We start from the raw sequence: 13869 nt of genomic DNA on the forward strand, positions 1-13869 counted from the left end.
TATTTTTAACTTCGCACCGACTAACGAAATAAAAATCAATTCGATATGAAAAAAATAATTTCTATTTTGGCGATCGCGGCCTTCACGGCGTCGTTCGCTCAAGAAGCTCCTAAGAAAGACTGCTGTGCAGGAAAAGACAAAAAGGAATGTAAGATGGATTCCAAAAAGAATGCTAAAGCTTGCGACATGAAGGACCACAAGAATTGTGATATGAAAGACCACAAGGATTGCAAGATGAACGCTTCCAAAGAGAAAAAAGAAGAAGCCAAAAAAGCGGCCTAGAAAAAATGAAACCACCGAACAGGTGGTTTTTTTATGCCGATTTATGGATGTACCTCGAAAGTTTAATCCCCAAATCTGTCCAGACAATTTTGGCGTTCGCATTTCTTTCCAGATGGTAATCCGCATCGGAAATTTCTTCTAAAATTGCTTCGATATTGGCACCGTGTATAAATTTTGAAAAGCTTTCCCACTTGAATCCGCCGGAATCTATTTTTTTATAGACCAAATTCTCGTTTCCGTAATTCTGCAGTAAGGCAAGACGAAACATTTCGCCGCAATAATTCAGGAAATTCTTTTGTTTTTCCCGGTTCCAGCCGGCGATGTTTCTTCCCCAGAAAACGATGTTCTTCAGGAATTCCGGCTTTTTTTTCACCTGAAAAGCTTCGCGAACCCAGGTGATAAATAGTTCTTCAAATTCGGAATCGGATTCGTCGGAATGCAGAAGTCTTTTGGCTGCATTTAGATTTCCTTGCGACTGGAAGACGATTTCCTGGATTTTTTCTTCAGCTAAATCAAAATTTTCCCTCAAATAGGCATTCACATCTTCATCTGCAATTCGGGGGATTTCCACGAGCTGGGTTCTGGAAAAGATCGTTGGCAGAATATTGTCGGTATTTTCAGCAATCAAGATAATCAAGGTTCCTTCAGGTGGTTCTTCCAAAAACTTCAGGAATTTATTAGCTGCCGAAATATTCATTTTATCGGCTTGCCAAACGATGAGGATTTTGCTTCCGCCTTCAAAACTTTTTAATGCAAATTTGCTGACCAGCTCATCCACTTCTTCCGCATAAATCGTGAGCTGCTTATTTTCTGATTCCAGACTTCCACTCCAGTCTTCATTGTCTGCATAAGGGTTTTCCAGAATCATTTCGCGGAACTGGCTATAAAATTCCGAAGATCTTCCTTCAATTTTTTCGGTCTTATTCTTATAAACCGGAAAGCTGAAATGGAGGTCAAGATGATTTAAGGTCTCAATTTTAGAAGCCGAATGTTCGTTTTCTTTGCGGAAAACTTCTTTGGCGAAAGCCAGCGCAAGCGGCAATGATCCATATCCACTTTTGCCCACGAAAAGCTGGGCATGACTCACCCGATTGTCGCGAATACTTTCTCTTAAAAGGTTTTTGAGTTTTTCCTGACCTGCGATTTGTTCCCAATTCATGCCGTAAAAATAGTGAAAAATATGGTTGGAACTGGAGTTCATGATCATAAAGCTTGAACTTTTTTCCACCAAAATGCTGATTTGGCGAAACTCGCATCCCATCACACAACCGTCAAACCCACTTAACAAACTTTAACCCGCATAAATTTTCTCAATTCAGTAATATTTAAGATATTTGCGCATTATTTTTAAAAATAAAGAATGAAAAAATTTCTTGTCTTACCACTCGTCGCTGCTGGTTTTTTTGCACAGGCTCAATCGATTGGTAATTCGCCCTATGCCGCCTTTGGAATCGGTGACGTAAAATATGACAATACCGTGGATATTAATGCGATGGGCGGTATTTCCACCGCGTATATTTGGGATTTCAACAACAATTTCAATTTTAGCAATCCCGCAGCGAATAAAAACATGGAACTTTCCACGCTGAAATTCGAGGCAACCAATGAGAATAATTTCTTCAAATCGGATTTTGACAACTCCAGTGTGACCAAACATTCGAGCTATCTATCGAACATCACCATTGCTTTCCCGATTTCCAACAAAGTGAAATTTGGGATGGGTTATCAACCGTTCAGCTCAAAAAGATATAATATCCTGACCAGTTCCACACTTTCAAATGGAACTGTGGAAGCCAAAAGTTTTATCGGCGAAGGAACTTTAAGCACTGTTCAAGCTGCACTTTCCTATCAGCTTTCACCGGAGTTGGGATTGGGTTTCAGAACCAATTTTTATTTCGGAAACCTTTATGATATCAACGAGCTTACCTTCTCAGACGCTCCTCTGATCAACGGATATTCCACAAAAAATAAGGTGAAGTCTTTCAACTTCACGTTGGGTGGAGCTTACCAGAAGAAACTTGAAAAAGACCGCAAACTTACTTTGGGTGCGACTTACACGTTTGGGAATACCGGACAAATGGAAACCTATTACAAAAACAGCACCTACTATTATATTGCTGACCAAAAAGCAAATGAGCAGATCATTGACGAAAAATGGAGCAAAGACAAACAGCTTATTCCAATGGAATTCTCTCTGGGAGCTGGTTTGGGAAAAGACGCAAAATGGTTTGTAGGATCGCAGCTCGACTTCAAAAAAGGGGAAACCATCCAGTTCTTGGGACAGCCATTTGAATATCAGAATTCTTACAGAATTGCTTTGGGTGGATGGTATTTGCCCAACTACAACAACTTCAGAAATTATTTTTCCAGGGTAACCTATCGATACGGTGCGTATTATGAAAAAGGAAACCTTCAATTTGGTGGAACAAATATCAATCAGTTTGCGATTACCGGTGGAATGACTCTGCCATTCGAAAACCGCAGTGCAAACAGAATGAGCGGAATCGATCTTGGCATTGAGCTGGGACAAAGAGGGACTTTGAGCAACAATATGATCCGCCAGAATTTCATCAACTTGAAAATCGGTATCAATTTTGCCGATAAATGGTTCCAAAAACGTCTTTACGATTAAGATGCCGCGGTGAGAATCGGAAAAAGAAAAAATCCGCTCTCAAAAGACCTTTCCGGAGCAATGAATTCCATCCTAAAAATATTAAAAATCAATATAGCCGCCGTTTTTGGTTGTGCTATATTTTTTGTGCTGAATTCCTGTGAAGAGGACCTCACCCAAATCAATAAGAACAAGAACACCAATTTCGCATCCCAAATCATCAACAACGCCAATATTGTGCAGCGGGATTCCGGAATGGTGAAACTTCGCGCAACCGCTCCCTTGATCGAGAAGTTCGAGTTTATCGATTCGCCCTATATTGTGGCCAGAAAAGGAATCAATATCTTATTTTACGACAAAAAGAAACCTGATGTGCCCGGGAAAATCAATGCAAAATATGCGAAATTCAACGAGAAGAAAAAGTTCTACGAGGCAAAAGGAAACGTGAAAATAATCACCAGTGAAAACCAGATGTTCGCCATGCAATCGGTTTACTGGGATCAGGTGAAGAAAATCATCTATACTTCAGACACCGTTTATGTGACGGATAAAGACGGTTCCACACTTGTAGGTGCAAATGGAATGCGGGCAAAAGACGATTTTTCTGAATATACTTTCTACAACAATTCCGGGAATATTAACGCCAAAAAGATTCCGGAAAAAGGACGTTGACAGAATGTTTGAATGAACGAGTGGTTGAATGGTTTGGTGTTGAAATGAGCATTTATCCATGATCCGTAATTCTAATTTCGCAATTCGTATTTCCGAATTCTTTTCCTTAAATTTAGGGTAAATTTTATTCCAATGATTTTTCACGCAATTGGTTTGATGTCGGGAACCAGCGTTGACGGACTTGATATTTGTTACGCATCCTTTGAAAAAAATTCAGTCGGAAAATGGAATCACCATATTCTGCATGCGGAAACGCTCCCCTATTCTGATGTGTGGGAAGGAAAACTGCGAAATTCGATTCAGCTAAATCCCGAAGAACTTTTGGCACTTCATTCCGAATATGGATTTTATTTGGGTGAAAAAGTGAAAGATTTTATCGACAAATATTCGTTAGAAAAAATAGATTTAATCGCATCACACGGACACACGGTTTTTCACCAACCGAAACGGAAGTTCACTTTGCAGATTGGCGACGGAAGAGCCATCAAGATACTCAATCCAATTCCGGTGGTCTATGATTTTCGGAGCCAGGATGTTCTGATGGGCGGAAACGGGGCTCCATTAGTTCCCATCGGGGACGAGCTGCTTTTTTCGGAGTATGATGCCTGTTTAAATCTCGGCGGGTTTTCTAATATTTCCTTTAAAAAAGAACATGAAAGAGTGGCGTTCGATATTTGTCCGGTGAATAGCGTTTTGAACAAATTCGCCCGGGAATTGGGGAAAAACTTCGATGAAAACGGAGCTTCAGCACGGATTGGAAAAGTGAATTCCGAAATATTGTCCGCCCTGAATTCACTAAAATTCTATGCAGAAAATCCCCCGAAATCCTTAGGAATTGAATGGGTGAATCAAAATGTTTCACCATTGTTAATCGGTGAAAAACCTGAAAACATTTTGGCGACTTTCACGGAACATGCTGCTTTTCAGATTGCGGAAACCTTCCGGCAAAACCAGCTAAAAAAAATACTATTTACCGGTGGAGGAACTTATAATTCGTTTCTCATCGAGAAGATCAGATCCAAAACAACCGCAGAAATTATAGTCCCTGATAAAAATCTGATTGATTACAAAGAAGCATTAATCTTTGCATTGATGGGCGTTTTAAGGATGAATCATGAAACCAACGTTCTTTCTTCCGCAACAGGAAGTTCGCGTGATCATTCTTCGGGAATCGTGGTTTGATGGATTTTGAAACCATTAACGGTGAATTACTTTAACCTAAATCAGAAATTATGGAAATTGAAATAAGAGCATTGAAAATCGAAGATTACGATGGCTTAAAAGAAACAATGCAGAAAGCATATCCTGCAATGTCGGAAAATATTTGGTCAAAAAAGAGCATTCAAAAGCTCATCAAAATTTTTCCGGAGGGACAAATCTGTATCACGGTGGACGAAAAAATCGCCGCGGTTTGTCTTTCATTAATCGTGCAATATGAACTGTTTGGAGACGACCATACTTACCGGGAAATCACTGGGAATTATACCTTCGACACCCATTCTGAAACAGGAAATGTACTTTATGGCATCGAGATTTTCGTGGATCCGGAATATCGGGAGCTTCGTCTGGCGAGAAGGCTTTATGATGCGAGAAAAGAGTTGTGCGAGAAACTTAACCTAAAGTCAATCATCGTTGGTGGCAGGATTCCAAATTACCATTTGCACAGTCACGAGCTTTCGCCAAGACAATACATCAGTCAGGTTCGGAAAAAGGAGATTTATGATCCGGTGCTGAGTTTCCAACTGGCGAATAATTTCCTTCCCCTAAAAGTCCTTAAACATTACCTTCCCGAAGACTCCCACTCTGAAGAAAATGCCGTTTTGTTGCAATGGAACAATATCTACTACAGCAAAAAACCAAATACAATGCAGGATTCGGTAATTCGGTTGGGTTTGGTTCAGTGGCAGATGCGGCATTTCAAAGATATCGATGCGTTTTATGAGCAAGTGGAATTCTTCGTCAATGCAATGGCGGATTACAAATCAGACTTCATCATGTTTCCCGAATTTTTCAACACGCCGCTTCTTGCTCCTTTCAACCATTTGACAGAGCGGGAATCCATGTTTAAATTAGCGGAAATGACCGAGGAAATCCGAAAGAAGCTTTCGGAATTTGCAATTGGTTACAACATCAACATCATCGCCGGAAGCATGCCCATTGAAGAAAACGGCGAACTCTACAATGCAAGTTATCTGCTCCACAGAAATGGAAAAATGGATGAGTACCGGAAAGTCCATATCACGCCAAATGAAAAAAAACTTTACGGGATGAAAGGTGGAAACGAGATAAAGGTCATCAACACCGATTGCGGAAAAGTAGGTTTGATGATTTGCTACGATGTGGAATTCCCTGAATTACCAAGGATTTTGGCAGATCAGGGCATGAAGATTCTCTTCGTTCCTTTCCTTACAGACACCCAGAATGCGTACACCAGAGTTCGTCATTGCGCTGCAGCTAGAGCGATTGAAAATGAGTGCTATGTGGCGATTGCAGGCTGTGTTGGGAATTTGCCGGGCGTGAACAATATGGATATTCAATATGGTCAAGCCGCCGTTTTCACCCCATCTGATTTTGCGTTTCCTTCCAATGCGATCAAAGGTGAAGCAACACCCAATACAGAAACCACACTGATTGTGGATGTGGATCTGAATCTTTTGAAAGAACTCCATCATTATGGTGCGGTGCGGACTTTAAGTGACCGGAGAACCGATCTGTATGACGTGGTTTCGTTTAGGGATATAGAGTAAAAACTCAAGAATCGACAAAACACGCTTGTCTTTAGCGACGCCGTATTTCAAAAAAAAATCCCGAAACGTTCAATTTCGGGATTTTCTATTTTTAAAGTTTAAAATCAAGTTTCACGTTGAAGAATCTGCCGGTCAAACGAACCGGAACGGGATAACTGTAACCGGTCTGAACATCGGTAACCCATTGATTTGCTACTGTATTTAAGATGTTGAATGCATTGAAAATCTGAACACCCAAAGTCAGCTCCTTGAAATTGCTCCAGAAACCGCCTGCAACCTTGTTGTCCTTTTGGTCAATGAAAACTTTAGACAAACCAATATCAACTCTTTTGTAAGAAGGCAATGTGCTTTGGAATTGATATGGTGCCGAGAAATCCGGTTTTCCATTGGCGTCCACCGCAATCGGTGTTCCGGTAGGAAGTCCGCTTGCATAAACCAATGTCAGGTTTACGCGCATCGACGGAAATTTCGGCATATAATCCTGGTAAAACATTGAAAATCTGAATCGCGGATCTGTTGGTCTAGGAATATAACCCTGTCCTTCGATGTTTTCATAAACTCTCGCATAACTCGCAGAAACCCAGGAATCTACACCCGGAACAAACTCCCCGAATAACCTGGTGTCAATTCCATAAGCATATCCATCGGCATTATTCTGCCCGGAATAGCGGATTCTCACGTTGTCCAGATAATACGGAATCAGGTGATCCAGTTTCTTATAATAGACTTCGGTAGTGAGTTTAAAAGGTCGCTCCACCATTTTGAATTCAAAATCATTTGACAGTATTGCCTGGATTGATCTTTGGGATTTTATGTTGGGATTAAAGTTGCCATCCAAGTCCTTAATCTCTTTATAGAAAGGGGATTGATAATAGATTCCTCCTGAAAGTTTAAAGAGCATGTCCAAATCCCAATTCGGTTTGACGGCGAATTGTGCCCTCGGCGAAAAAATCGTCTCATTATTGAAATCCCAATGCGAAGCACGAACACCGGCATTCACAAAAACCCTATTTTCTCCCCAGAAAAACTTCTTCGAATATTGGGCATAGCCGGACATTCTGGTTGGTTGGATATGGTTTGCTCCCGCAATGTGGAAACGAAGTTTCAGTTGAGAAGGGTCAAGTGTTCCCGGATTGGTCCAGTCTCTGGGAGTGCTGTAACCGATCGAATCCACCAATTGCCATTCGTTCGTGAAATCTTTTAGGTTTTCTTTTTCAAATTTGAATCCGATCTCGTAATCGGTATTTACATCCGGGGAAAATCGCGTTTTAAACTGGGTGCCGTAAGTTCTTACCAATAAGTCATTTCGGGCATGGTCAATCTGTCCGCCAATATCATAGGAAACCATCGGTTCCTGGGTTTTGGGATCGAAAGCCTGCAACATATAGCCCGAAGCAATTGAATAATATTCCCTTTCGCGATTTTGGTAGGCAAAATTATCGAGGGTAAAAAGCCATTTTTTATTCGGTTTGAAATTCACCGAAGCGGTTCCCATCATGTTTTTGTACTGGTCGTCTTCTTGGCCGTTGTAATACACATTCAATTTCATCGGCATTAAAATCGAACCGAATTCCACCTCCTTCATTTTTGGCACCATTTGGTAGTCGTTTTTGCTGAAGTATCCAATGAAAGAAACATCCCATTTCTCATTGATCTTATAATTTAAATAGGATTGAAAATCAATGTACAAAGGATTGAAGTCGCTATCTTCGTTTAAAGTCTTCAGAACCAGATTCGTGTTTCGGTATCGTCCTGAAAAAAGTGCAGTGAATTTTTTGTCTTTCGATGCCATACCGGCTGTAAGCCTTCCCCCGATCAAACTTGCTTCCCCGGAAAGTTCCAATTTGGTGGGTTGTCTGTAATAGATATTTAAGGACGAGGACATTTTATCGCCATATTTTGCCTCAAAACCACCGGCAGAAAAGTTGATCGCCTGAACCATATCCGGATTGATGATGCTCATACCTTCCTGCAAAGAATTACGGATCAGGAACGGGCGATAGATTTCGATATCATTAATGTAAATGAGGTTTTCATCGTAGTTTCCGCCTCTTACCATATACTGTGAAGAAAGTTCAGTATTGGAATTCACAGAGGGCAATGTCTTCAAAAGTCCCTCCACACCACCGGAAAGCGATGCAACCTGTTGCGCTTCCTTGGTAGAAATCTCAATTGAGGTCAAATCCGTCATTTTCGGTTTTCCTTTTTTCTGAAAAACCACCTCCTGGATTACCGATTCTCTCTGCGATTTCACAAACAAAACGTTGATGGATTGGTATTTCGGAGTGGGTTTGATCGTTTTGGAAAAGCCGCGGAAAGATTCTTTTTCAACCGTCAGCTGCTGTTCTGTACCGGCGATCGGAATCTTCACGAAACCGTTGCTATCGGTGCTAAAAGTTTGATTATTGTAGGAAACATTGGCTTCGGAAACCGGAACCCCGTTTTCATCGAGGACTTTCAGGTTGATTTGCGCGAAGGCAAAGAAGGGAAGCAATAAAAATAATAAGGCGTAGTTTTTCAATGCGGAAAATTTAGGATTTAAAGATAACAAAAAATTACAGAATCGCTTCTCTCACCCTGGTTAATTTTTGCAGCAGATCTTCTAGCTTGTCCAGCTTCAACATATTTGCACCATCGGATAAAGCTACGCTTGGATCGGGATGTGTTTCGATGAAAAGTCCGTCTGCACCTACTGCGATTCCCGCTTTGGCAATGGTTTCTATGAGTTCAGGCCTTCCTCCGGTGACGCCTGAATTTTGATTGGGTTGCTGCAAAGAATGCGTCACATCCAGAATTACCGGAGCAAACTGCTGCATAGTGGGAATTCCGCGAAAATCTACCACCAAATCAGTGTAACCGAAAGAATTTCCCCTTTCGATGATTGCGGTTTTTTCATTTCCTGAATCTTTCACTTTTTCTACCGCAAATTTCATGGATTCTGGCGAAAGGAACTGGCCTTTTTTCAAAGTAACACATTTTCCGGTTTTTGCAGCGGCAACCAACAAATCGGTTTGTCTCACCAAGAAAGCCGGAATCTGTAAAACATCTACATATTGGGCGGCCAATGCGGCGTGTTCATTTTCATGAATATCCGTCGTAGTTGGAATATGGAAGGTCTCCCCAACTTTTTTTAGGATTTCTAGTGATTTTTCCTCACCGATTGTAGTGAAGGAATCCACACGGCTCCGATTGGCTTTTTTGAAGCTTCCTTTGAAGATGTATGGAATTTCGTATTTGTTGGTGATTTCGATAACTTTTTCGGCAATTCTCAATGCCATATCTTCACCTTCGATGATGCAAGGACCGGCGATCAGGAAAAAGTTTTTAGAATTTTTGTGGTGGATGTTTTCGAGGTATTGGATCATAAGGGTTCGGAGTTACTTGATTTCAGATTTCTATGCAAAAATAATGATTTTCAAATCTTTTTCAGGATCTTTTCAAAAGTATTGATATTGCGCGAAGTCATTTGAGCCTTCAAGGATTTTTTGCCCAGAATTTTTCCGAAACTTGAACCTAGCGTATTTCCCTTCGGGATTTTCCAATAGAAAGTGTTGCCAACGATTTTGCCATTTTCGTTTTCAGCAGCATCTGATTTTTGGAACTCTTCCCATAAAACATTTTCAATATTTTCAACGCCCAGAAAAACGTAAATATGATTATCGGGCGATGGTTCAAAAGGGTTTTGGTCAAAGATTTTTTCCAGCTCTTCTTTGGTTTTAATGAAAAGAAATGCTTCGTATTTAAAATGTTCAGACATTGACTTTTCAAGAATTCCTTTCAGTTCAAGTGCATTTTTGGGGGAATAAAAAAGAATATTTCCTGTCGCCAAAACAAAAGTCACCTCTTCCATTCCTGCGTCAGAAAAAACTTTACAGACTTCTGCCATTTTCATGGAAGTACCATTCACATTGACTCCGCGAAGGAATGCACAAAAACGATTCGCCATATTGGTTTCAGCATTTCGGGTAAAAAGTCCATTTTAATACTCAAAACTATTGGGTCGCCTTCATCATCGCGTCAGTCATCTGAGCTTGTTTTTCTTTGGCATAAGTGGAATCATAAGGATTCATCACGTCAAAAAGGTAAGTATAGAAAGGGCTGATCAACTGTACTTTATCTGCATTTTTATAAGCTTTTTCTTTACCCATGATTTGCAGATCCTTAATGAAATTATCAAAACGCTTGTCAATGATTTCAAGCGATTTCACCAAATAACTGTAACCCTTGTCTTTTTGCCCAATTTTGTTGTAGGCATCGGAAACGGCAGCGACTACCAGTGAATATTCGACAGGTTTTGTACGCATTGCGCGACCAACGAATTTTTGCTGTCTATTGGAAAGCCCGGTATAGTAGTCGTATTCTGTAAAGATATCTTTTTTCAGCTGTTCTGCAAGTTGCAGGCCTTTTTGCTCCTGGCCGGAAACTATGTAGGCGTACACAATCGCACTCAAGGATCGGGGATCATTGTATTTTGAAACCGGAATCTCTTTCGATGCCAAATCCAAAAGCTCAACCGCCTTATTTTTTTGTCCGGAAAGCGCGAGTGCTTCTGCGGCTCTGCTTGCCGAGCTTCGGTAACTCACGATATTCTGGGTACAAGTTTCGTCGAAATGCACCTTCAGGTCTTTGAAATTTCCCCAACGGAAATTTTTCACGGTTTGGTAGAGCGAGTTTGCATCTACTCTTCCCATTTCGCCATCCTCTTTTTCCGGGGTATGAATTGGAACCAGACGATAGCTGAATCCGTCAAACTGCAGATAATCTCCAAGGAAGAAAATATTTTCGGGATCATAAATTCCTCCTGTTGAGAAATTTATCGGTCTTTTCCAATCGAAATTGGCCAAAATATCCATCAACAGCAAATTATTTTTGAACATGCTGCGTCCTTTGTAGGAAATAGAAATTTGATCAACTGTTTTTGAAAGATCTTTTGCTTCGATGGTTCCCGACTTCACTGCATTCCCTTTATTTACCGGCAGTACAAATTTGGTAACGGGTAAAAAGTTGAACTTTTCAAATCTTTCCTCACCATATAGCATTTTCAGGATTTCGTCTTTTCCGGGAGATTTGTGTTTGATGAAGTTCACCGCCTCTTTCAGCGTCATGGAATCCTGAGTGAGATACTTTCTGAATTCGGCGAATGCTTCATCAGATGCGCCAGAATCTTTTAGGTTGGCAAAAACATTTTCCCAATCCGTTTTATCCATCAGATAAATCTGGTCATTGCTTCCGTCCCGGTAATCTTCGTGCTCAAAAATGGAAGGAACCGGCATGGAATTATAGGTTCTCCTTTTGACCTGATCGATGTTCCAAGGGGTGGATAGCAAAGTAAAATTAACCACTTTCACATCATCTCTCAATCCCGAAGTTTCCTGCATGCCCCAAATTGGGTAGGTGTCATTGTCACCATAAACAAAGAGAATGTCATTTTTCGGAAGTGATTTGAGGGTGGAATAGGCGTAATCATAAGCAGCATATCGGTTGCTTCGATCGTGCACATTATAATTTTGGAAACCCATCATCAAAGGAATTCCGCAAAGAACTGCTCCGGCAAGTAAATTGACGGTTTTGGCTTTCACCCTCTCCTGAATAAACCAAAGAATCGCTGCCGCTCCAAGTCCGATCCAGATTGCAAAAGCATAGAAAGAACCGACCATGGCGTAATCTCTTTCCCTCACTTCAAAAGGTTTCACTCCGGTATAGAAAATGATTCCGACACTGGTGATCACAAACAGGGACAAAATCGCGTAAAACCTTCCAAAATCCCTATTGAGTTGGAAGAAAAACCCAATTAGTCCCAATAAAAGCGGTAAAAAGAAAAATGCAACAGTAGATTCGTTTTTATATTTCGCCGGCATTTTGCTTTGGTCGCCATACATCATATTGTCAATAAACGAAATCCCGGAAATCCAGTTTCCTTTGGTGTTTTCCATGTTTCCTTCCAGATCATTTTGTCTTCCTACATAGTTCCACAACAAGTAGCGGACGAAATAATATCCATTCTGGAAAGTAAAGAAATAATCTAAGTTTTGAGCCAGTGAAGGCTTTTGCACATTAATGAGGTTATAGGGTCTTACCTTTAAGTAATCCGATGCCTTGATGGAACCGTCTTCATATTTTGCCCGCAGTTCCTCAAATAACTGCTTGGCTTCCGGACTGTCTGCAATGTCTTCATTGGCATAATTAAATGAAAAATCCGGTGCTCCGTACATTGAAATGTAGTTTTGCATCACATCTTTGTCTTCGCTGAACATTCTTGGGAAAAAGCTCACATGATCTTTGCTGAACACATAATTAAATCGCTCACCAACTTTTCGGTAGGTTCCGGTGCTTTCATCCTTTTCATAAACGTCGCCAGTTTTTTGTGTTTTGAAACTGCCGTCCTCATTTTTCTGGATTCCGTTGGCATCGAGATAAGCCGTATAATTCTGTCCGTAAGAAGTGGGCCAATCACCGTATTGTTCCCGGTTGTAATAATCCAACATTCCAATGGCATTGTCCGGATTGTTCAGGTTCATGGGAGGATTTGCAGTAGCTCTGATTGGAATCACCATCCAGCATGCAAAACCAATGATCATATAAACCGCCGATAAAACAGCAGTTTGGTAGATTCCTTTCCCTGATTTTCTGGCGAAATTAATGGCGAAATAGCACACCGCAATGAGAATGATAAAGGCGATCACTGTTCCGGAGTGGAACGGCAGTCCAATTCCGTTGACCGCAAAAATTTCCACTTTGCCGAAGAAAGTCATGATCAATGGGAAAATCCCTTTAAATACAATACTTAAAATCAGTAAGGTAATCAAGTTGGCCCACAGAAAACCCTTCCAGGTGAAGGTGTAATTTCGGGCATAATACATTAAACAAACTGCTGGAATCGCAAGCATACACATCATGTGCACCCCAACCGACAAACCGGTTACAAAAAAAATCAAGATGAGCCATCTTTCGTTATCCACTTCATGGTATTCATTTTCCCATTTGGTGATGAGCCAAACCAGAAGCGCTATGAACATGGAAGCCATCGCATAAACTTCACCTTCCACGGCAGAAAACCAAAAGGTATCCGAAAAAGTGAAACAAAGTGCTCCCACCGCACCGGCAAACAAAACCGCAATTTCCTGATTTTTTGAAATTTCTTCAAAATCTTTATCAAAAAGTCTTCGGACCAAATGCGTGATGGTCCAAAACAGGAACAAAATCGTAAATGCACTGAAAAGCGCAGACATGGCATTAATCACCACCGAATAATTCGCTCCGTTCCCAAACGCAAACATCGCAGCAACTGCACCCACCAATTGAAAAAGTGCGGCTCCGGGAGCGTGCGTCACTTCAAGCTTTACCGCCGAGGAGATGTACTCGCCGCAGTCCCAAAAACTAAAATTGGGTTCAATCGTTGAAAGATAGGTGAAAAAGGCAATTACAAACATTACCCATCCCAAAACGGTATTCCACTTTTTAAAGGTCCAGTTCTTCATAAATAGATTTCAATCATGCGAAAATAAGGTTTTTCCTTTATTCTATCCGGATTTTAACAAAAAATTAAGTTGTGGCGTG

Annotated in this window: 10 protein-coding genes; 5 read left to right on the forward strand and 5 right to left on the reverse strand. The window is 40.9% G+C overall.

Features of this window, described 5'->3' with window-relative positions; all coding sequences use genetic code 11:
* Positions 1–45 precede the first annotated feature (45 nt).
* Positions 46–282 (forward strand): hypothetical protein, encoded by a 237-nt coding sequence (locus ACM44_RS06750; RefSeq protein WP_048499269.1) that lies wholly within the window; start codon positions 46–48, stop codon positions 280–282.
* 31 nt (positions 283–313) lie between these two features.
* On the opposite strand, the gene ACM44_RS06755 is transcribed toward ACM44_RS06750, so the two are convergent.
* Positions 314–1441: a DNA polymerase III subunit gene (locus tag ACM44_RS06755; RefSeq protein WP_048499301.1), complete on the reverse strand. Its 1128-nt coding sequence runs from the start codon at positions 1439–1441 to the stop codon at positions 314–316.
* Positions 1442–1642: 201 nt separating this feature from the next.
* On the opposite strand from ACM44_RS06755, the gene ACM44_RS06760 reads away from it, so the two are divergent.
* From ACM44_RS06760 to ACM44_RS06775, 4 genes are all read left to right on the forward strand, one after another.
* Positions 1643–2914, forward strand: coding sequence for a membrane protein (locus ACM44_RS06760; RefSeq protein WP_048499270.1), 1272 nt, complete (start codon positions 1643–1645; stop codon positions 2912–2914).
* Between the two features lie 60 nt (positions 2915–2974).
* Positions 2975–3565 (forward strand): LPS export ABC transporter periplasmic protein LptC, encoded by a 591-nt coding sequence (lptC, locus tag ACM44_RS06765; protein ID WP_048499302.1) that lies wholly within the window; start codon positions 2975–2977, stop codon positions 3563–3565.
* Positions 3566–3697: 132 nt separating this feature from the next.
* Positions 3698–4747, forward strand: coding sequence for an anhydro-N-acetylmuramic acid kinase (locus ACM44_RS06770; protein WP_048499271.1), 1050 nt, complete (start codon positions 3698–3700; stop codon positions 4745–4747).
* A 50-nt stretch (positions 4748–4797) separates the two neighbouring features.
* Positions 4798–6312, forward strand: a complete 1515-nt coding sequence (locus ACM44_RS06775; protein WP_048499272.1) for a carbon-nitrogen hydrolase family protein — start codon at positions 4798–4800, stop codon at positions 6310–6312.
* Between the two features lie 91 nt (positions 6313–6403).
* Here ACM44_RS06775 and ACM44_RS06780 read toward each other — a convergent pair whose 3' ends face one another.
* The 4 genes from ACM44_RS06780 to ACM44_RS06795 all read right to left on the reverse strand — a co-directional run bounded on the left by ACM44_RS06780 (position 6404) and on the right by ACM44_RS06795 (position 13790).
* Positions 6404–8566: a TonB-dependent receptor plug domain-containing protein gene (locus ACM44_RS06780; RefSeq protein WP_241477151.1), complete on the reverse strand. Its 2163-nt coding sequence runs from the start codon at positions 8564–8566 to the stop codon at positions 6404–6406.
* Between the two features lie 301 nt (positions 8567–8867).
* A complete protein-coding gene (gene kdsA, locus ACM44_RS06785; RefSeq protein ID WP_048499273.1) occupies positions 8868–9677 on the reverse strand; it encodes a 3-deoxy-8-phosphooctulonate synthase in 810 nt (269 codons plus the stop codon).
* A gap of 50 nt (positions 9678–9727) precedes the next feature.
* Entirely contained in the window at positions 9728–10258 is a 531-nt protein-coding gene (locus tag ACM44_RS06790; RefSeq protein WP_048499274.1) for a DUF1697 domain-containing protein, read from the reverse strand.
* Positions 10259–10304: 46 nt separating this feature from the next.
* Complete coding sequence (locus ACM44_RS06795) at positions 10305–13790, reverse strand: glycosyltransferase family 117 protein (RefSeq protein ID WP_048499275.1); 3486 nt, start codon at positions 13788–13790, stop codon at positions 10305–10307.
* Between the last annotated feature and the right edge of the window lie 79 nt (positions 13791–13869).

Source organism: Chryseobacterium koreense CCUG 49689 (assembly GCF_001045435.1).
Classification (GTDB): Bacteria; Bacteroidota; Bacteroidia; order Flavobacteriales; family Weeksellaceae; genus Kaistella; species Kaistella koreensis.

Coding starts and splice junctions, on each gene's coding strand:
- ACM44_RS06750 (WP_048499269.1), top strand. CDS start 46: ATGAAAAAAATAATTTCTATTTTGGCGATCGCGGCCTTCACGGCGTCG.
- ACM44_RS06755 (WP_048499301.1), bottom strand. CDS start 1,441: ATGAATTGGGAACAAATCGCAGGTCAGGAAAAACTCAAAAACCTTTTA.
- ACM44_RS06760 (WP_048499270.1), top strand. CDS start 1,643: ATGAAAAAATTTCTTGTCTTACCACTCGTCGCTGCTGGTTTTTTTGCA.
- lptC (WP_048499302.1), top strand. CDS start 2,975: ATGAATTCCATCCTAAAAATATTAAAAATCAATATAGCCGCCGTTTTT.
- ACM44_RS06770 (WP_048499271.1), top strand. CDS start 3,698: ATGATTTTTCACGCAATTGGTTTGATGTCGGGAACCAGCGTTGACGGA.
- ACM44_RS06775 (WP_048499272.1), top strand. CDS start 4,798: ATGGAAATTGAAATAAGAGCATTGAAAATCGAAGATTACGATGGCTTA.
- kdsA (WP_048499273.1), bottom strand. CDS start 9,677: ATGATCCAATACCTCGAAAACATCCACCACAAAAATTCTAAAAACTTT.
- ACM44_RS06790 (WP_048499274.1), bottom strand. CDS start 10,258: ATGGCGAATCGTTTTTGTGCATTCCTTCGCGGAGTCAATGTGAATGGT.
- ACM44_RS06795 (WP_048499275.1), bottom strand. CDS start 13,790: ATGAAGAACTGGACCTTTAAAAAGTGGAATACCGTTTTGGGATGGGTA.